The sequence below is a fragment of the Porphyrobacter sp. LM 6 genome, assembly GCF_001720465.1.
In the GTDB taxonomy this organism is placed as follows: Bacteria; Pseudomonadota; Alphaproteobacteria; order Sphingomonadales; family Sphingomonadaceae; genus Erythrobacter.
This window is the reverse complement of the sequence record NZ_CP017113.1, coordinates 23,882-41,693: the sequence shown is the minus strand read 5'-3', so window position 1 is coordinate 41,693 and position 17,812 is coordinate 23,882. Positions and strand designations below refer to the sequence as shown.

Sequence of the window (17,812 nt, the reverse complement as noted above, 5' to 3'; positions counted from 1 at the left end):
AAAAGCGATGCGACAACAAGAATTTGGAGTATCGGGGGTGATTCATAAATCACCCCCGATACTCTAGTCAGCCTCGACTTCGCCGCCGAGCGCCTGCCATAGCAGGATGCGCGCGCGCGCGGCGCGGCCCTGTGCGGCGGCAGCGCGTTCCCCGCTGGCATCGGCAGCGCGGCGAGCTTCGAGCACTTCGAGGAAGCTCGCCAGCCCCGCGCGATACCGTGTGTCGGCGAGCGAGGCGGCGCGTTCGAGCTGGTCGCGTTCGTCCACCGCCAGCGCTGCCTCGGCATCGGCGGCGGCCACGAGGCCATAACCCGCCTCGGCATCGCCCAGCGCCTGGAATACCGCGCCGCGATAGGCGGCAAAGGCGGCGCGCTTGTCCGCCGCAGCAGCGTCGATCTGCGCGCCGACCCGCCCGAAATCGAGCAGCGGTCCCGCAATCGCACCGGTCAGCGTGCCGACCAGCGAATCCTCGTCGAAGAAGTCCTCCGGATCGAAGGCGAGCAGCCCGATTACGCCCGACAGGGTGATGCGCGGGAAGCGTGCGCGGGCGGCAGCGGCAAGATCGGCATCGCTTGCGGCAAGGTTGGCGGCTGCCGCGGCGACATCGGGCCGGTTGGCCAGCAGTTCGGACGGCAGTGCGGCGGGTACAGCAGCCACAGCCTTTTGCGGCGCTGCGCTTGCCAGCGCGGCACGAACGCTCGCGGCATCCTGTCCGGTCAGCGTCACCAGCCGCCCGATCAGCCGCACCCGCTCGCTTTCGAGCGCAGCGAGCCGGCTTTGCGAGGATTTCGCTGTGGCTTCGGCGCGGATGCGGTCGAGGCCCGGCGCGATCCCCGCCTCCTCGCGCGCCTTGGCTAGACCGGCAAGGCGCTCGGCGGCGGCAACATCGGCAGAAATCGCGGCGGCGCGGGCTTCGAGCACCCGCCAGTCGGTCACGCTGCCGGCGATCTCGGCCAGCAGCGCCAGCCGCACGGCCTGCGCCTGCGCGTTGGCGGCATCGATCCGGGCAAGCGCGGCGCGTTCCTGCGCCTTCAGCCGACCGAAGATATCCGGATCCCAGCTGGCCGTGATGTTCGCGCCATAGGAGGTCTGCTCTTCGGGAATGAAGCCCTGCTGGCCGGCTTGCCCGAACTGGGCGGTGTTGATGCGGTTGCGCCTGACGCTGCCGTCAGCGGTGATATTGGGCAGGCGCTCTGCCCCTGCGCGGCGTGCCCCGGCGCGCGCACTTTCGATCCGCGCGAGCGCTTCGGCAAGGTTGGGTGCGCCGGCAATCGCGGCGTCTGACAGCGTGCGATAGGCCGGATCATCGGCTGGCATCAGCGCCGCCAACCCGTTCCCCGTGCGCGCATCGGGGGTGTAGAAGAACGCCTCGGGCAGATCAGGGGTCGGGGTCGCGATCTCCGGGGCGGGATGCATCACGCATCCGGCCAATGCGAGCGGGAGCAACGCGGCCGCAATGACTATGGGCGGGCGCATCGGTTCAGCCCTCCCCGTCCGGCTTGCCGTTGGCGGGGATGAAGGCGTCGACCTGCTGGCCCACGCGGAAGGCATCGCTCTTGGGCAGGGCATAGATCAGCTGAAGCACCCGCACATCGACGCGTTCTGCCGCGGAATTGGTGAGCGAGCGCTTGGGCACGACCAGCGGTTCGGCGCGCACGAAGGTGGCCTTGACCTGCCGCTCGGCCTCGCCGCGCGGGGATACGATTGCCTCGGCGCCCAGCTTGACCCGCGGGATTTCGTTCTCGTCGATATCGATGCGGACGTGGAGCGGGTTGGTTTCGCCCATCTGGATGAAGGGCTGGCTGTTGCCGCCGCCCTGCGTGGCGACGAATTCGCCGGGGCGGACATTCACGGCAAGGATTTCACCGGCAATCGGCGCGTGGACCACCAGCCTTTCGATCTCGGTGCGGGCAGCCCCGGCTGCCGCCTGTGCAGCGGCAAGGCGCGCACGGGCAAGGCCGAGGCGGCTGGTCGCGGCGGCATCCTCGCCTTCGGCACGGATCACTTCGGCGCGGCTCACGGCGGCGGGATCGGAGAGGCTGCGGTAGAGCGCGAGCTGCTGGCGCGCGGTCGATTGCGCCGCGCTGGCTTCGGCGATGGCAGCGCGTGCTTCGCCGATGGCGGCAGTCGCCTGATCGAGCTGCGCGCGAGCGGCGCGGGCATCGACGAGGAACAGCACGTCGCCCTTGGCTACGCGGTCACCGGGGCGCACCCGCACCTCGGTGACAAGGCCCGAAAGCGCCGCGCCGATATCGATCACCTCGCTCGCCGGCTCGACCACGCCCGCGCCGGCCACGCGCGGCGCATTGGCCAGCTGGCCGGTGGCCTTGGGCGGCTGTTCGCCGGGCGCGGTGGTCGAGCGGTCGGGCAGGCCGACAAAGATCAACCAGGCAGCGATCACCACGCCGATCAGCGCGGCAACGGGGAGGATCTGGCGGGCAAAGCTCACATTGCGGAACATGGCGTCCTCGGTGAAATCGGAGTGGAGAGGGAATTAGTGTCCATCGGGCATTTCCTTGCCGTCATGGGTGATGCGGCCGTCTTCGAGCACGATGATGCGGTCGGCGAGGTCGAAGATGCGGTTGTCGTGGGTGACGATGATGCACGCGCGATCGGGCGCGACCGCGACTTCGCGCAGCAGATCCATCACGCGGCGGCCCGATGAGGCGTCGAGCGCCGCGGTCGGCTCGTCGCACACCACCAGGCGGGGTTCGTGGACAAGTGCGCGGGCGATGGCCACGCGCTGCTGCTGCCCGCCCGAAAGCTGGCGCGGCAGCTTGTCGGCCTGATTGCCGATGTTGAGCTTGTCGAGCAGCACCTTGGCCCGTTCGCGCGCTTCCTCGCGCGGCACGCCTTGCGCGATCAGCGGCACGGCGGCGTTGGACGCCACGTCGATCGAGGGGATGAGATTGTACTGCTGGAAGATGAAGCCGATGTTGTGCAGCCGGAACTTGACCAGCTCGGTATCCGAAAGCTTGTAGATATCGGTGCCGAAGACCCGCACCTCGCCCTCGGTGGGCCACAGGATGCCGCACATGATAGAGATCAGCGTTGTCTTGCCCGATCCGCTTTCGCCGACGACATAGGTCAACTCGCCGGGGCGGATATCGGCATCGATGCCGTGCAGCACGCGGATGGTGCTCTGCCCGGCTTCGAAATCGCGCACGATGCCGCGCGCGCAGATCGCGGCTTCGGGTGAGCAGCCGCCGATTGCTCTCGTGTCCATGCGTGGCCCCTCGCTCACCGGAACACCGCCGCCGGTTCGGTCTTGAGCACGGAGCGGATCGCGATGAAGCCGGTGATCGCAAGGATCACGACCACCGCAACAAGGCTGATCAACGGGATCTGCCAGGGGATGTAGAAGCCCTTGAAGAAGGGGTTCGAGCCGAAGCCCTTGATGAAGGCGACCGTCCCGATCACGCCCAGCGCATAGCCGATCATGCCGACAAGACCGGCCTGCGTGGCGACCATCTGGACGATCTTGCTATTGGTCACGCCGATCGCCTTCAACGCACCGAACTGCTTGATGTTATCGCGCAGGAACAGGCTGAAGGTGAGTCCGACGATCGCCACACCGACCACGAAGCCGAGGAACACCGTGATGCCGAAATTGGTCGGGATGCCGGTGTTCTCGATAATGAAATCGACCCCTGCTCCAGCGAATTCGTCACGGGTCTCGGCCTTGAGCCCGGTCTCGCGCTCGATCCGCGCCGCGACGTCGGCCGGTGTCTGGCCCTCGCTCACGCCGACCAGCACGAAGGACAGGCGATTGCGGGTGCCAGGCACGAAATTGAGCGCGCTCGAATAGCGGGTGTAGAGCACAACGGTGCTGGTGAAGCTTGGGATGGCATCCGCGACGCCGCGGATCACTGCGCGCTGGTCGTTCAGTTCGAGCCGCTCGCCGAGCGGGCTGGCGCCGTTCGAGAACAGGCGGGTGACGCCGACATCGTCGATCACCACGGTATCGGGTGCGAACAGCACCGACTTGTCGCCCACGGCCATGCGTTCGGGCAGGCCGATCAGCGTCGCGTCATCGACCCCGATCACGCCCACGCCTTCCAAATCGCCATCCTTGGTGCGGACATTGGCCTGCGCGCGCAGATGCGGCACGGCCCATTCAACCCCTTCGACCGATCGCACCTTGTCGAGCGCGGTCGAGGGCATGGAATAGCTCACATCGGTGGTGCGGCTGACCGGATCCATCACCCACACTTCAGCTTCTGGCGCATTATAGACGCCGCTTGCCCCGCGTTCGACGAGGTTGACGAAGATCGTCATCTGCTGGGTGATGAGGAGGGTGGAAAACCCGATGCCGAACAGAAGCCCGTAGAACTTCTGGGCATCACCGGTGAGCATCCTGATCGCGATCCAAAGCACAGGAGAGGAACCTTTGTGTGCAGGGAGGGTTGCAACGACAGCCGAATCGAACCATTATTGAACGGTCGCGTTTAACTGAACGGAGCCGTTCACTTTGTCAATATGCGGTTCATCTGCCGCAGAAAATTGTTCCGGCCCCCGCAAGGCGGGTCGTCCTTCAGACGCGGCCAAGCGGCAGGCAATCGTCGAGTCGGCTGCCCATCATTTCTTCCATCACGGTTATGCTGCGACTGCGATCGAGCAGGTCGCAGCCGATGCGGGCGTTTCCAAGGTCACGATCTACAACCAGTTCGGCGACAAGCGCGCGCTGTTTGCGGCGGCGGTGAGCTGTGAATGCGAAAAGATGCGTGGTCACTTTTCGCTTGATGCGATGCCGCAAGGCTCGATCCGCGAACGCCTGACAGCGATTGGCGAGGCGATCTTTGCCTTCCTGTTCCGCCCGGAAATGATCCAGTTCGAGCGCCGTATCGCCGCGGAAACCGAACATGATCCCGTGATCGGGGCGGCGTTTCTCGAAGCCGGGCCGTGGCGGATGAAGCAGGCCTTTGGAGCATGGCTCGCACGGGCAGTCGATGCGGGCGAGCTATCGATAGCCGATCCGATGCTCGCGGCCGAACAATTCGTGTCGATGTGCAAGGGCATGGGCGATCTCGAGCGGCGCTTTGGTGCCGATGTGTCGGCCGAAGCTCGTCACAAGCGCATCACCGGTGCGGTCGAGGTGTTCCTCGCGGCCTATGGCACCGCAGACCATCGATAATTCGCATCACCCTGTTCGAAATTTCGCAGGAGACCGTAAGGGGCGCATTATCTTGCCATTCACCTTGCGCGTCCTACATTGGCTTTGACGAAAGGAATCGCGTGCGATGAGCGACCAGAACGATCCCCAGCAGCAGGGCGATGGCCCTAATCCCTGGGTCAAGCAGTTGATGATCTGGGGCGGCATATTCCTTGCCCTGCTTCTGGTCGTCACCCTGTTCAGCAACGCCGGGCAGGCCCCGGGCACTGCGATCCGCTATTCCGACTTCCGCGCGGCTGTGGCCGAAGGCGAGGTTCAGGACGTGCAGCTCAGCAGCGAGCTGATTACCGGTACGCTCAAGAACGGCGAACAATTCACCACCGTGCCCGTGCCCAACGACGTGTCGATCACGCGCCTGATGGAAGAAAACGGCGTGCGCTTCACCGGCAAGCAGCGCGAACAGCAGAGCATGCTGCTGTTCATCCTGCTGAACTCGCTGCCGTTCCTGCTGATCCTGGGTATTGCCTTCTTCGCGCTGCGTCAGGTGCAGAAGGGCGGCGGCGGCGGTGCGATGGGCTTTGGTAAGTCCAAGGCCAAGTTGCTGACCGAACGTTCGGGCCGGGTGACCTTTGACGACGTCGCAGGCATCGATGAAGCGCGCGAAGAATTGCAGGAAATCGTCGAGTTCCTGCGCGATCCGCAGCGCTTCTCCAAGCTTGGCGGACAGATACCCAAGGGCGCGCTGCTGGTCGGCTCGCCCGGCACCGGCAAGACCCTGCTGGCCCGCGCCATTGCGGGTGAAGCGGGCGTGCCGTTCTTCACCATTTCGGGTTCGGACTTTGTCGAAATGTTCGTCGGCGTCGGCGCAAGCCGCGTGCGTGACATGTTCGAGCAGGCCAAGAAGAACGCGCCGTGCATCGTCTTCATCGACGAAATCGACGCCGTGGGCCGTTCGCGCGGTCACGGGCTCGGCAATTCTAACGACGAGCGCGAGCAGACGCTGAACCAGCTGCTCGTCGAGATGGACGGTTTCGAAGCCAACGAAGGCATCATCATCATCGCCGCGACCAACCGGCCCGATGTGCTCGATCCTGCGCTGCTGCGCCCGGGCCGTTTCGACCGCCAGGTCGTGGTGCCGGTGCCCGATATCGACGGGCGCGAGAAGATCCTCGGCGTTCACATGAAGAAGGTACCGCTGGCGCCCGACGTGAACCCGCGCGTCATCGCGCGTGGCACCCCGGGCTTTTCGGGCGCGGACCTCGCCAACCTCGTCAACGAAGCCGCGCTGCTGGCTGCGCGCCGCAACAAGCGGCTGGTGGCGATGCAGGAATTCGAGGACGCCAAGGACAAGGTCATGATGGGCGCGGAGCGTCGCAGCATGGTCATGACCGACGACGAGAAGAAGATGACCGCCTATCACGAGGCCGGCCATGCCATCGTCTCGGTGCATGAGGAAGCGTCTGATCCGATCCACAAGGCGACGATTATCCCGCGCGGCCGCGCGCTGGGCATGGTGATGCGCCTGCCCGAGCGGGACAGCTATTCCTATCACCGCGACAAGATGCACGCGAACCTCTCGGTCTCGATGGGCGGGCGTGTCGCGGAAGAGCTGATCTTCGGACATGACAAGGTGTCGTCGGGCGCTTCGTCGGACATCCAGTACGCGACCAGCCTTGCGCGCAACATGGTCACCCAGTGGGGCATGTCGGACAAGCTCGGCCCGCTTCAGTACGAAGAGCAGCAGGAAGGCTATCTCGGCTACGGCGCGAGCCAGCGCACCTTCCGTTCGGGCAAGACCAACGAATTGATCGATAACGAGATCAAGTCGCTGGTCGAAGGCGCGCACAAGCGGGCGACCGACATCCTCAAGACCCACGAGGACCAGCTCCACCTGCTCGCCCAGGCTTTGCTCGAATACGAGACGCTTTCGGGTGAGGAGATCACCACGCTGCTTGAAACCGGCAAGATCGACCGTCCCGATGCGCCGAAGGGACCGCGTATCCCCGCGCCGGTGCATGGTTCGGCGATCCCCAAGGCGGGCAAACGCTTCGGATCGCGCAGCGACGGGGCGCCGCAGGGCGCCTGACCAGGCTGCCTTAAGGTTGAACGAACAAGGGCGCCGCAAGCCGATTGCGGCGCCCTTTTCGCGTCTGCTTAGAGCACTTTCCGGCCATTCTGACCCACCCTGATCGCGTCAGGAAGTCCGCTGGACAGGAACGGTGCGCAGCAGGGGCTTGGTTGCCCCTGCAAGCGGCGTGACGAAGCCAGCGGACTTACTGGCGCGCCCCCCCGCAGGGGCGGGCCGATTTGGGCGCATGGCTACGTTGATCGTCGCTCACGATGCGCTGCATCGCTCGCTCCTCTCGCCTTGCACTGCGCCCAAATCGGCTCCGTCAGGGTGGGTCAGAATGGCCGGAAAGTGTTCTCAAGCCTAGAACGCGCCCAGTACCAGCAACGACTGGACGAACAGCATCAGCACGATCTGGATGCACACCAGCAGCACGCAGAACCGCCAGAATGCCGAGTAGCGCGACAGCCCATAGGCATGGCGCAGCTGCTTATAGAGGTGAAGCGGAGCGCCGATCGCAAACAGCAGAAATGCCCATCCGCCGCCGCCCGGAATGGTCGACATGATCGACATCACGATGAACAGCAGCGACATGAAGCTGAGCGAATAGGTCACGAAGATCGCGTGATCATAGGCCTTGAACTGCCGCCGCCAGAGGAACATCGCCCACAGGAACGGCAGCGAGAGCGGGATCAGCAACCAGCTGAATTTGTAGCCGTTGGCCTGCAGCTTGTAGAGCATCAGGCTCGGGTTCTTCTTCCACTTGGCGATGATCCCCTCGTCGAGCCATGTGATGCCAGTCGTGCTGAAGCTGACATCGTCCAATGCGCCCGGGCCAGACATGTTCTTGTCGAGCACAAGGTTCAGTCCCTTGAGCTCGTTATCGATCTCCTTGCGCCTCGGGCTCGCAGCGGGAAGGTCCGCGCGTTCCTTCTCGAGCGCGTTGATCTGCTGGCGCACTTCGGCCTGGAACGGACTGGCGCTTTCCGTTCCGAACATGCCAGAAGGCAAGTCGGTCGGTGCCGAGATGCCGACCATCTGGAACACCGCGAACATCGCAAAGACCGTGAACAGGAACATCGCCATCGGGCTGACGAACTTGGCACGCTCCCCAGCGATGTAGCGGCGCGTGAGTTCCCCCGGCTTGAACGTCAGCACCGGCAATGTCGCCCATAGCTTGCCATCGAGATGAAGCACGCCGTGCATGATGTCATGACCGATGGCCGCCAGGCTGCGATGGAGATGGGCCTTCTGCCCGCAGTTGGGGCAGAAGTTGCCGGTAAAGCCGGTACCGCAGTTGGCGCAGGTCACATGGGTGTGGCCATGATCGCCAACAGGCCCCGCGTCCGGCTCTACAGCCCGTCCGAGCAGGCCGCCCTCGATTGCCGTGCCGATCCCTTCACCAATTCCGTTCATCGCCCGCGCCCCTCCGGCTCTGAGTAAGTCGCGCTATAGGCGCAATCTTCGGGGCGGCAAAAGTGGCTAATTGCCCCGCATCACCGGCTGGCGAGTTTGCGTTCGATGGCGGTCCACAGCTGGGCGATCGCACGGGCCGCCGGGGATCGCGGGGCAAAGGCCCCCACCGGCTTGCGCTCGACCGCGCATTGTTCGACGGCGCTGGCCAAGGGGATCACGGGCCAGTTCGGATTGGCCTCGCGCGCCTCGCGGTGGAGCGAACGGCGCAGGTCGATCATCGACAGGATCGGCAGGATCGGGGGATGCCCTTTGCCATGTCCGCGCACCTCTTCGACCACAACGGCAAAGGCACGCGCCGACAGCGGCGAGGGCGGCAGGGGGACAAGGATCACATCGGCTGCGCGAATGACTTGCGCACTCAACTCGTTGAGCACTGGCGGGCAATCGAAAATGATGCGATCATAGCTCTTGCCCAGCACCTCGGTCAGTTTGGCGATGCGCTTCTTCTTGCCAAGCCGGTCGAGCGTCCGGTCGAGTGTGCGAATGCTCTCATCGGCGGGCAGCAGATCGAGATTGGGGTACGCGGTCGGCTGGATCAGGCGCGTCGGATCGCCGCCTTCTGCAAAGACACTGTCTGCAGCGCGTTTCTTCTTCGGATCAACGCCGAGGAGAAAGCCCGAACCATTGGCCGCATCCAGATCCCACAACAGCGTCTTGCGGCGCGAGATCGTGGCCGAACACCACGCCAGATTGGCCGCCAGCGTCGTCTTTCCGACCCCGCCTTTGACGCTGTAGACCGCGATCGATGCCATGCTGCTGTGCCCGCTGCCCGTGTGACCATTTGATTACAGCGTGCAGGGTGAGGGCGGCAAGGCACAAAGACAAGCGCGGGCCTGACGGGGTCAGAAAGCTGTCATGCAAGCGGAAATGAAAAAGGCCGCCCGGTGGGGCGGCCCTGTTCGTGTTCAGGCAGTGCCTGACGCGTGTCAGCCGTCGTAATCGCCGCCCAGCGACGAGGTGCGGGCCGGCGCCGAGGCGGTGATCCGCAGCGCTTCAGCCGATTGGCTGAGCGAGCCGATTTCATCAGCCTCGTCTTCGTCGTCAGGCAGGATCTTCTGCAGGCTCACCACCACCGCTTCGTGCAGATCGCGCGGGGTAATGGTCTGTTCGGCGATCTCGCGCAGCGCGACGACCGGGTTCTTGTCGCGATCGCGGTCGATGGTCAGTTCGCTACCACCCGATATTTCGCGCGCGCGCTGCGCGGCGAGCAGGACGAGGTCGAACCGGTTGGGAACCTTGTCGACGCAATCTTCAACGGTAACGCGTGCCATGGGCGGCCTTTTCTCAGAATCGCGGAAAGTCGGGAAGCGCGCAGCTAGGCATGCGGGCCCTCGAAGTCAAGGAAAACGGGGTTGCCGGCCTGCGCGTCGCCACGCCTTGCGTTGATGCAGGTCAATGATGTGGCCGTTGGTGAAGGGCATGTGCATCGTGCCCCTCCGTCTGAAAGGTCGCCGCACCCAACAGCAAAGGTGAGTCATGCATCGTCTGATCTCCTGTTTGCTCGCACTCTTGCTTTCCGGTTGCTGGACCAGTGAGCGCCCCGAGATTGCTGCCGAACTCCTGTCCCAACCACCCGGGCTACCCGGTCGCTACTGGATCGTCTCACGGGACGATGGTGCCGGTTCGCCGCAGTTGATCGAATTCAGGCGGCACGGCGAAGGGAGTATGATCGGCGATGCTGCCGGCAAATCCGGCAGCGGGACATTCCGTCTCACTGCCACCTCCCTTCCTGGCGTTTATCTGAAAATCCTCGATAACAATGAAACTTCGGTGCTCTACGGATTCATGGAGCATCGGGATTTCGGAGCCTGGCAGGACTACGGCATCGCGGCGGTGGATGACGATGTCTTTGCTGGTCCCAATCTCGCCTGGATGCAGACAATCGCCGATCGCTACGAATTGACCATCAATGCGAGCGATCCCGAAGAAACCAGCATCGAGGGCAAGATTCACGGCAGGTCGATCCCCTCCCTGTTCGCCGATCCCGACTTTCTGGCGACACTGGAGGTGGTGTCGGGCGAGTTGTTCCTGCCCGCTCCGCCCGCTCCCGAGGAACGCGAGGAGCTCTTTCCTGCGGGTGATCTGTCCTTGACTCTGGAGATCGAACAGCCGGATCTTCCGGGGGCGCAATGGGTCGCGCCTCCCGGTCTTGGCGAGAGCTATCTCGAAACCACCTTCGAAGGCCTCGGCGCTCGCCCTTATGGGGTGCGTTTTATCCGCCAGCCCGACGGCCGTTTTGAGCTCCGTGCCATGGAGGTCGAGGACACGAACCACAGGCCGCAGTCCTTGGGCTTTCTGCCTCTGGAAGGGGTGGACAAACAGTACCTCGCGGTGCGGTTCGACTTCTGGAAGTATGACAACCGGGAGCGGCAATTCCTTTCGCTAGGCATTCTGTCGCAAAGCGATGGCGCATGGTCACTGAGCGATATTCTGGTGCGCGGCACCGAGACGCTTGTGGGTCGGCAGGACTTGCTGTCCTACCCGATGACAGAGGCCGCCAAGCGCCACGGCGCAAAGCTTGACCGATACACGCTGCGCGGCGCGCTGACGGCGCAGGGGCTGCTCGCTCTGCTGAAGGATGGCCAGTTCACCACTGGCCTGAAGGTCGATCGCCAGTCGTCGCGGTATTACGCTTTAGAAGATGCCGCCCGTGGCGGCGCATCCGAGCCGCGCTGATGAAGGCGAAGTGCTGCCAGTGATATCGCGGCCTTGGCCCTATCGCCACCTCCCCCATTAGGGCTAGGATGATGGCATGGCCGCCGCATCGTCTCCCGATTCCGTTCCCGACGGCACCGTCAGCTACCGCGACCCGCCAACGTTCGCGATCGAGGCGCAGGGGCACAGCTTCACCTTCTTTCCCGGCGGCGCAGACCGGCTTGTGGCGCTGCTCGACCTCATCGGCGGCGCGCGGCAGCGGCTCGAAGTGTTCTACTATCTGTTCGATAGTGACGGGTCGGGCACGGCGGTACGCGATGCCTTGGTTGCGGCAGCGGCGCGCGGGGTGCACGTGCATCTTATCGTCGATGATTTCGGCAATGATGCCGGGCGCGCCTTTTTCGAACCTCTGACCGCCGCCGGTGGCAGCTTTGCCGTGTTCTCGCCGTGGTTCGGACGGCGCTACTTTATCCGCAATCACCAGAAGTTCGTGATCGCCGACGGGCAGCGCGTGATGACCGGCGGGGCAAATGTCTCCGATCACTATTTCAATCCTCCGGAGAAAAACGGCTGGTGCGATCTTTCGGTGATTATCGAGGGCCCTGTCGTCCAGCAGTTCAATCGCTGGTTCGGCTTGCTGGATGGCTGGGTCGAAGGCGAAGCAGCTGGCCGGACCGTTCAACTGCGCCGGCTGCGCGATATCGTGCGTACCTGGGATGGCGGGGATGGGCCGGTGCGGTTGCTGGTGGGCGGGCCGCTGGTCAGGCAGGGGCATTGGGCATGGGTGTTCCGGCAGGATCTCGCCAAGGCCCGCCGGCTTGATACGGTTTCTGCCTATTTTTCCCCGCCGCGCAGTCTGCGCCGCCAGGTCGCGCAAGTGGCGCGGCGCGGTAGCGTGCGGATGATCATGCCCGGCAAGTCCGACATCGCCGCGGCGATCGATATGGCGCGGCTACTCTACCGTAGGCTGCTTGGCGCGGGCGTGCGGATTTTCGAGTTCCAACCCTGCAAGCTCCACATGAAACTGCTGGTTGTCGACGATACGAGCTATGTTGGTAGCGCCAATCTCGACAAGCGCAGCCTGCGGATCAACGTCGAGCTTATGCTGCGGATCGAGGACGCGTCACTCGCCGCGCAGTTGCGCGACCTGATCGACCAGATGCAGGCAGCGAGCGTTCCGGTGACCCGAGAATGGTATGCTCGCGAGGCGACTTTGCTCGCGCGGATGCGTTGGCGGATGGCCTATTGGATGAGCCTTGCCGATTACCGAGTAAGTCAGCTCGGAACGGGGTGACAGGCCGCCTATTCGTGACCCCAGTCCGAATAGTCCTTGAAGTTGGGCGAGGTGAACTTGGTGATGTCGCTCTGGAAGTGGAGCGGTACGTTGCCGGTTGAACCGTGGCGCTGCTTGGCAACGATCAGCGTCGCCTTGCCCACCATCTGTTCGTACTTCTCCTCCCACGTGCGGTACTTCTCCTGCACGTCGGGCGCCGAGCTGCCGTCGGGCGTGTCGGGCTTGACGAGCAGGTGGTAGTAATCGCCGCGGAAGATGAACCACACCATGTCGGCGTCCTGCTCGATCGAGCCGGATTCTCTGAGATCGGAAAGCTGCGGGCGCTTGTCCTCGCGGCTTTCGACCGCGCGGCTGAGCTGCGAGAGCGCAATCACGGGGACCTGCAATTCCTTCGCCAGCGTCTTGAGGCCGCGGCTGATCTCGGAGATTTCGTTCACGCGGTTGTCGTTGGCCCGGCCCGAGCCCTGGAGCAGCTGAAGGTAGTCGACGATGATGAGACCGATATCGTGGCGCCGTTTCATCCGCCGTGCGCGGGTGCGCAGCGCAGAGATCGTGAGCGCGGGGGTGTCGTCGATATACAGCGGCAGTTCGGCAAGGCGCTGGCTGGCATAGGACAGCTTCTGAAAATCCTCGCGGCTGAGTTTCCCGCTCCGCAGCGCTTCTGACGAAATTTCGGCTTGTTCGGCGAGAATGCGGGTGGCGAGCTGGTCGGCGCTCATTTCGAGGCTGAAGAAGGCGACCGGCGCACCATAGTTGAACTCGCCTCCGTCGCGCTGCCATTCGAGATGCTTTTCGGCGCAGTTGAAGGCGATGTTGGTGGCAAGCGAGGTCTTGCCCATGCCGGGGCGTCCGGCGAGGATGATGAGGTCGGAATTGTGCAGGCCCGACGTTTTCTGGTCGATCGTGGTCAGACCGGTGGTCTTGCCGGAAAGCCCGCCACCCGAATTCATCGCGGCTTCGGCCATGCGGATCGCGGTCAGCGCGGCTTCACGGAAGGTTGCCGCCTCACGGCCCGTGGCGGCCCCTTCGGCAACCCGGAACAGATCGGCCTCGGCCTGCGCGATGCGATCCATCGGCGAGGTGTCTTCCGAGGTGTCGAGCGCACCTTCGACCAGCCCGCGTCCGACGCTCACCAGCTCGCGCAGTAACGCCAGATCATAGATCTGTTGCGCCAGTTCGCGCGGTGCAAGCAGGCCCGCGCCGCTCGCGGTCAGTTGCGCGAGGTAGGATGTGCCGCCCAGTTCCTTGAGTGCCTCGTCCGCTTCGAAGAACGGGCGCAGCGTGACCGGCGAGGCGGTGGTGTTGCGCTCGATCATGACCAGCACACGGTCATAGATGCGGGCGTGAAGCCCTTCGAAGAAGTGCTCGGGCCGGATCGGCACGGGCAATTCCTCGATCACACGGTTGTCGATCAGCACCGCGCCAAGAAACGCCGCCTCCGCCTCGAGATTGAACGGCAGTTTGCGTGCCGCGACATCGGGGTCGGTATCGTTGATTCTCGTGATCTTGGCGGGTTCGTTCATGGCCGCCTGATGCGCTTGACTGGCCCTGCGGCGCAAGGGCGTTGGGCGCCAATATTTATTTTCCCGGCTGTGGATAGCGGGGAGAGTTGATCGAAGTGCTTGAAGTTCGCCCCTCGCATCTGCGAAGGCAGGGCTTATGGCCGATCAGCCGCCCGATTCCCTGCCTCTTTCCCCTGCTGCCGACGCAGCGGGCGGGTATCGTATTGCCCAGGTTACGCTTGATGAAGCGACAATCCTTTGGCGCAATGCCGATGTCGAGCAGGAACGGCGGGTCGCGATCTACGATCTGATCGAGGAAAATGCCTTCAAGCCGCTGCGCTCGGTCGAGCGCGGGGCGTCTGGACCCTATCACCTGCATCTGTCGGTCAATGACGGGCGGCTGGTGATGGATATCAGCGATACCGGCGGGCAGCTGCTGGAAACGCTTTTGATTGGCATGGCCCGCTTCCGCCGTCCGATCCGCGAATATTTCGCGATCTGCGACAGCTACTATCAGGCGATCCGCAAGGCGACTCCGGCCGAGATCGAGACGATCGACATGGCCCGGCGCGGCATCCACAATGGCGCGGCCGAGCTGCTGCTCGAACGCCTCGAGGGCAAGGTCGATACCGATTTCGCCACCGCGCGCCGACTGTTCACGCTGATCTGCGTTCTCCACATCAAGGGCTGAACGTGCCGCGCACCCGCAAGCCAGCCGCGCGCAAATCCTCGCGCCGTGCCTCGAACCGCTGGTTCCTGCGTCTGGCGGCTTTCGTTGTGCTCATCGGGATCGCCTTTGCCGCGTGGCTGTGGTGGGACATGCGCTCGTGGCGCCCGGACGAAGGGCGTTACCCTGATCAGGGCGCGCTGGTTCCGGCGAACGGCGCCGACATCAAGTTCGTCACGCTCAAGGCGATCGGCGCGAAGTTCGTCTACCTGCCGCTGGTCGATGGGTTGGCGACGCATGGCGGGGTGAGCTTTGCCGAGCGCTATGGCCTCGCGCGCGAGGCCGGGTTGAAGGTCGGTGTGCTGCTCGTTTTCGACCCTTGCGCGCCGGCCGATGTCCAGAGCGGCGTGTTCGCCCAGATGGTGCCGCGCGATCCCGATCTGCTGCCGCCCGCAATCGGGCTCACGCGGCTGGCCGACGGGTGCGAGCCCAAGGTCAGCGATGCGGCGGTCGAAAGCGAGCTGATGACGCTGATCAACCAGGTCGAAACCCATGCGGGCAAACCGGTGATCCTGCGGCTCGCTCCGGCGTTTCAGGACCGGCACAAGACCGCGACCGCGATTGCGCGCGATCTTTGGCTGATGCGTGACCGCGCTCGGCCGGATTATGCGGGCCGCCCGTGGCTGCTATGGAGCGCAAACAGCCAGCTGGTGACCGAGACGAGTGAGGAGCCGATCGAATGGGTGGTGGTGCAGAAATGAGCCTCGATGCGGCGCAGGAACGGGCGCTGATCGCCGCCGCCTTCGCGGCTGCCGAGCAGGCCTATGCCCCCTATTCTGACTATCCCGTCGGCGCGGCGCTGCTGTTCGATGATGGCGCGGTAATCACTGGCTGCAATGTCGAGAACGCGAGCTACGGCCTCGCGCTGTGCGCCGAAACGGTCGCGGTGGCGAAAGCCTTGAGCGAGGGGCGGCGCGGCGGTTTGCGGGCTGTGGCGGTCGTGGGCCTCAAGGCTGATGCCGAGCCGATCACCCCCTGCGGCCGTTGCCGTCAGGTTTTGAATGAAGTTGCAGCGCTGGGCGGCACCGATCCGCTGGTGCTGTGCGTTGGGGGCAAGGGGCTGGGGGACGACGTGCGGCGCGTTACGCTATCCGCGCTGTTGCCGCACGCCTTCGGTCCCGGACATCTCGCCTAGGCGTCGCGCCCTTCCAGCCATTCGACCAAAGCGGCCATGCAGTCGCGGCCCAGCAGCTTGCAGCGCTCGGGTGACCAGCCTTGTTCGGGCTCCGGGAAATCGGCCAGATCCTTGTAGGGCATCTCCAGCGTCATCGCGACTGCGCCGAAGCGCTCCGCGAGCTGGTTGGTGCTCATGGAGAGATTGGCCGTGCCGGGACGCGCCTTGGGGTAGCCAAGCTTGGTCTGGAAATCGGGGGTGCGACGGTCGAGGATGCGTTGGTAGCGGTAGAAGCCTTCGCCCTGTTCGTCCTTCCACGACGGAATACCCTCGAACCCGGCAAGGAACACCGCCGGGATCGCCTCGTCCGCGTGGACGTCCATCGCGAAGTCGACACCGGTTTGATCCATGCGGTTGCGGATCGCCAGCACTTCAGGCGAGCGCTCCGAGGTGGGTTCGGCCCATTCGCGGTTGAGGTTCACACCAACCGCATTGGTCCGCAAATGCCCGCGCCGCGAACCGTCTGGATTGCAATTCGGCACAATGTGGATCCGGCACTGCTTGCGCAGCGCCCGCGCCACCGGATCGGCGGGATCGGTCAGGCACTCGATCGCGCCTTCCATCCACCATTCGGCCTGGGTCTCGCCCGGATGTTGGCGGGCATAGAGCCATACCTGTGTCGTGCCTTCACCCAGCTCGAGACAATCGATCGGCTGACCATCCAGCGTGGTGCCGAGGCGGAGGTAATCGACCCCTTCGCTTGCTGCGGCCTCGGCGATGAGATCGTGGTGCCGTTCCATCGAATAGGGCGCGAAATAAGCGACCCAGGTCACGTCGGTCGCGGGCAGATAGCGGATCGTCAGCGTCCCACCGTCCTCGTCCTTGTCGAAGCTGCTCGCCGCGCGCATCCAGTAGGCGCGGTCTTCAGAAACACAGGCGTCATAGCCCGGCCAGCCATCGGGATAGGCGCTGGCGCCGAGGCCGGTGATCTTGAGCACGATGTCCTCGCCCGCGCTGGCGACAACGCGGAAGTGGAACCACTGGAAGAACTCGGATTCGTTGTCGCGCCGGATCGCAAGGCGCGCGGTGCGCCCATCGATCTCGAGCACCTCGATATTGCCGCTGTCAAAACCGGCATCGATGAAAAGAGAGGTCATTTGGATCCTTGCAGCTTCTTGGCGTCGATCGTCACGGTCTCGCCATTGCCACCGGGGAAGTCCTTGAACAACCCGGCCGCCAGCGTGCGGGCGCTGGTATTCACTTGCGAATAGGGCGACTTGACCCCGGTCGCCATCTGCGCGCGGCCTTCCCACAAGGTGGTCTGGTCAGCCTTGGTGATCCGCACTTCGAGCTGGGTCATGGCGCTGGGGCCTTCGCGCCCGCCGCCAAGGTTGATCCCGATCCCCATCCCGAGCCCCGATCCGAAGCTGCCGGTCTGCCCGCCGACTCCGACGCTGACCGGACTGCGGCGCTCCTCGATCGCGGCGATCGGCGTGCGGGTGGTGCGCACCACGGCCACCTGAATGTCTGGCCCCTCTTGCTGCGCGATGGTGTAGCCGAGCTTGGCTAGCTCGGCTTCGATGGCGGACTTGAACGCCGTCCGTGCCGCCTCATTCGACATCTCGTCGGGGAAATAGACGATGATCGGCCCCTGCCCGAGCCCTGCAGGGTTCTGCGCGACAAAGCGGGTGATCTCGACCGGGCCGGTGTAGGGCGTCGTGGCGCAGGCAGACAGCGCGAGCGCACCGGCGGCGAGAGTGACGGGAGCAAGCAGGCGAGCGGACAGCATGGCGGTGTTCCTTTCGTGGCCAACCGCTTATATGGCGGGGAGGCGGCTGTGCACAGAGTCCGCTTTGCCTTGCA

Annotated in this window: 17 protein-coding genes and 1 pseudogene; 8 read left to right on the top strand and 10 right to left on the bottom strand. The window is 64.4% G+C overall.

Translation table 11 applies throughout. The features are described from left to right. Positions 1-63: 63 nt before the first annotated feature. From BG023_RS00225 to BG023_RS00210, 4 genes are all read right to left on the bottom strand, one after another. Positions 64-1,416 (bottom strand): efflux transporter outer membrane subunit, encoded by a 1,353-nt coding sequence (locus BG023_RS00225; RefSeq protein ID WP_233993113.1) that lies wholly within the window; start codon positions 1,414-1,416, stop codon positions 64-66. 64 nt (positions 1,417-1,480) lie between these two features. Then, the gene (locus BG023_RS00220; protein ID WP_069308663.1) at positions 1,481-2,461 is read right to left on the bottom strand and encodes an efflux RND transporter periplasmic adaptor subunit; all 981 of its coding nucleotides are present in this window, start codon (positions 2,459-2,461) and stop codon (positions 1,481-1,483) included. 33 nt (positions 2,462-2,494) lie between these two features. Next, on the bottom strand, positions 2,495-3,226 hold the full coding sequence (locus BG023_RS00215) for an ABC transporter ATP-binding protein (protein WP_069308662.1): 732 nt from the start codon (positions 3,224-3,226) through the stop codon (positions 2,495-2,497). Between the two features lie 14 nt (positions 3,227-3,240). Then, a complete protein-coding gene (locus BG023_RS00210; RefSeq protein ID WP_069308661.1) occupies positions 3,241-4,377 on the bottom strand; it encodes an ABC transporter permease in 1,137 nt (378 codons plus the stop codon). 94 nt (positions 4,378-4,471) lie between these two features. On the opposite strand from BG023_RS00210, the pseudogene BG023_RS14980 reads away from it, so the two are divergent. The 3 genes and pseudogenes from BG023_RS14980 to ftsH form a co-directional block, all read left to right on the top strand. Further along, positions 4,472-4,639 (top strand): annotated as a pseudogene (locus BG023_RS14980) (TetR/AcrR family transcriptional regulator); the annotation flags it as partial. Positions 4,640-4,747: 108 nt separating this feature from the next. After that, a complete protein-coding gene (locus BG023_RS14975; protein WP_233993112.1) occupies positions 4,748-5,134 on the top strand; it encodes a TetR/AcrR family transcriptional regulator C-terminal domain-containing protein in 387 nt (128 codons plus the stop codon). A gap of 106 nt (positions 5,135-5,240) precedes the next feature. Further along, positions 5,241-7,199: an ATP-dependent zinc metalloprotease FtsH gene (ftsH, locus tag BG023_RS00200; protein ID WP_069308659.1), complete on the top strand. Its 1,959-nt coding sequence runs from the start codon at positions 5,241-5,243 to the stop codon at positions 7,197-7,199. Positions 7,200-7,544: 345 nt separating this feature from the next. Here the strand turns inward: ftsH and BG023_RS00195 are convergent, their stop codons facing one another. From BG023_RS00195 to rpoZ, 3 genes are all read right to left on the bottom strand, one after another. Next, a complete protein-coding gene (locus BG023_RS00195) occupies positions 7,545-8,597 on the bottom strand; it encodes a DUF3667 domain-containing protein (protein ID WP_069308658.1) in 1,053 nt (350 codons plus the stop codon). A gap of 80 nt (positions 8,598-8,677) precedes the next feature. Then, a complete protein-coding gene (locus tag BG023_RS00190; protein WP_069308657.1) occupies positions 8,678-9,409 on the bottom strand; it encodes a ParA family protein in 732 nt (243 codons plus the stop codon). Positions 9,410-9,583: 174 nt separating this feature from the next. Continuing rightward, a complete protein-coding gene (gene rpoZ / locus BG023_RS00185; protein ID WP_069308656.1) occupies positions 9,584-9,928 on the bottom strand; it encodes a DNA-directed RNA polymerase subunit omega in 345 nt (114 codons plus the stop codon). Positions 9,929-10,133: 205 nt separating this feature from the next. On the opposite strand from rpoZ, the gene BG023_RS00180 reads away from it, so the two are divergent. Together BG023_RS00180 and BG023_RS00175 are read left to right on the top strand one after the other, a co-directional pair. Next, positions 10,134-11,333, top strand: coding sequence for a hypothetical protein (locus BG023_RS00180; protein ID WP_150122746.1), 1,200 nt, complete (start codon positions 10,134-10,136; stop codon positions 11,331-11,333). A gap of 76 nt (positions 11,334-11,409) precedes the next feature. Beyond that, a complete protein-coding gene (locus BG023_RS00175) occupies positions 11,410-12,606 on the top strand; it encodes a phospholipase D-like domain-containing protein (protein ID WP_069308654.1) in 1,197 nt (398 codons plus the stop codon). Positions 12,607-12,614: 8 nt separating this feature from the next. Here the strand turns inward: BG023_RS00175 and BG023_RS00170 are convergent, their stop codons facing one another. After that, on the bottom strand, positions 12,615-14,129 hold the full coding sequence (locus BG023_RS00170; protein ID WP_069308653.1) for a replicative DNA helicase: 1,515 nt from the start codon (positions 14,127-14,129) through the stop codon (positions 12,615-12,617). Between the two features lie 136 nt (positions 14,130-14,265). On the opposite strand from BG023_RS00170, the gene BG023_RS00165 reads away from it, so the two are divergent. The 3 genes from BG023_RS00165 to BG023_RS00155 are packed head-to-tail and all read left to right on the top strand — an operon-like array spanning position 14,266 to position 15,970. Continuing rightward, positions 14,266-14,799, top strand: coding sequence for a UPF0262 family protein (locus tag BG023_RS00165; RefSeq protein WP_233993030.1), 534 nt, complete (start codon positions 14,266-14,268; stop codon positions 14,797-14,799). 2 nt (positions 14,800-14,801) lie between these two features. Then, positions 14,802-15,536, top strand: coding sequence for a glycoside hydrolase family 25 protein (locus BG023_RS00160; RefSeq protein ID WP_069308652.1), 735 nt, complete (start codon positions 14,802-14,804; stop codon positions 15,534-15,536). Then, positions 15,533-15,970 carry a cytidine deaminase gene (locus BG023_RS00155; RefSeq protein ID WP_069308651.1) on the top strand — a complete coding sequence of 146 codons (438 nt, stop codon included), beginning with the start codon at positions 15,533-15,535 and terminating at the stop codon, positions 15,968-15,970. Before BG023_RS00160 ends, BG023_RS00155 begins: the two co-directional genes overlap by 4 nt. Here BG023_RS00155 and BG023_RS00150 read toward each other — a convergent pair. Together BG023_RS00150 and BG023_RS00145 are read right to left on the bottom strand one after the other, a co-directional pair. Continuing rightward, complete coding sequence (locus BG023_RS00150) at positions 15,967-17,106, bottom strand: M14 family metallopeptidase (RefSeq protein ID WP_069308650.1); 1,140 nt, start codon at positions 17,104-17,106, stop codon at positions 15,967-15,969. The two genes, BG023_RS00155 and BG023_RS00150, sit on opposite strands and share 4 nt — an antisense overlap. Next, positions 17,103-17,738 (bottom strand): DUF4136 domain-containing protein, encoded by a 636-nt coding sequence (locus BG023_RS00145; RefSeq protein WP_069308649.1) that lies wholly within the window; start codon positions 17,736-17,738, stop codon positions 17,103-17,105. Before BG023_RS00145 ends, BG023_RS00150 begins: the two co-directional genes overlap by 4 nt. Between the last annotated feature and the right edge of the window lie 74 nt (positions 17,739-17,812).

What these genes read in the sequence shown, in the direction of transcription:
- BG023_RS00225 (WP_233993113.1), bottom strand. Translation starts at nt 1,416, where the DNA reads ATGCATCCCGCCCCGGAGATCGCGACCCCGACCCCTGATCTGCCCGAG.
- BG023_RS00220 (WP_069308663.1), bottom strand. Translation starts at nt 2,461, where the DNA reads ATGTTCCGCAATGTGAGCTTTGCCCGCCAGATCCTCCCCGTTGCCGCG.
- BG023_RS00215 (WP_069308662.1), bottom strand. Translation starts at nt 3,226, where the DNA reads ATGGACACGAGAGCAATCGGCGGCTGCTCACCCGAAGCCGCGATCTGC.
- BG023_RS14975 (WP_233993112.1), top strand. Translation starts at nt 4,748, where the DNA reads ATGCCGCAAGGCTCGATCCGCGAACGCCTGACAGCGATTGGCGAGGCG.
- ftsH (WP_069308659.1), top strand. Translation starts at nt 5,241, where the DNA reads ATGAGCGACCAGAACGATCCCCAGCAGCAGGGCGATGGCCCTAATCCC.
- BG023_RS00195 (WP_069308658.1), bottom strand. Translation starts at nt 8,597, where the DNA reads ATGAACGGAATTGGTGAAGGGATCGGCACGGCAATCGAGGGCGGCCTG.
- BG023_RS00190 (WP_069308657.1), bottom strand. Translation starts at nt 9,409, where the DNA reads ATGGCATCGATCGCGGTCTACAGCGTCAAAGGCGGGGTCGGAAAGACG.
- rpoZ (WP_069308656.1), bottom strand. Translation starts at nt 9,928, where the DNA reads ATGGCACGCGTTACCGTTGAAGATTGCGTCGACAAGGTTCCCAACCGG.
- BG023_RS00180 (WP_150122746.1), top strand. Translation starts at nt 10,134, where the DNA reads ATGCATCGTCTGATCTCCTGTTTGCTCGCACTCTTGCTTTCCGGTTGC.
- BG023_RS00175 (WP_069308654.1), top strand. Translation starts at nt 11,410, where the DNA reads ATGGCCGCCGCATCGTCTCCCGATTCCGTTCCCGACGGCACCGTCAGC.
- BG023_RS00170 (WP_069308653.1), bottom strand. Translation starts at nt 14,129, where the DNA reads ATGAACGAACCCGCCAAGATCACGAGAATCAACGATACCGACCCCGAT.
- BG023_RS00165 (WP_233993030.1), top strand. Translation starts at nt 14,266, where the DNA reads ATGGCCGATCAGCCGCCCGATTCCCTGCCTCTTTCCCCTGCTGCCGAC.
- BG023_RS00155 (WP_069308651.1), top strand. Translation starts at nt 15,533, where the DNA reads ATGAGCCTCGATGCGGCGCAGGAACGGGCGCTGATCGCCGCCGCCTTC.
- BG023_RS00150 (WP_069308650.1), bottom strand. Translation starts at nt 17,106, where the DNA reads ATGACCTCTCTTTTCATCGATGCCGGTTTTGACAGCGGCAATATCGAG.
- BG023_RS00145 (WP_069308649.1), bottom strand. Translation starts at nt 17,738, where the DNA reads ATGCTGTCCGCTCGCCTGCTTGCTCCCGTCACTCTCGCCGCCGGTGCG.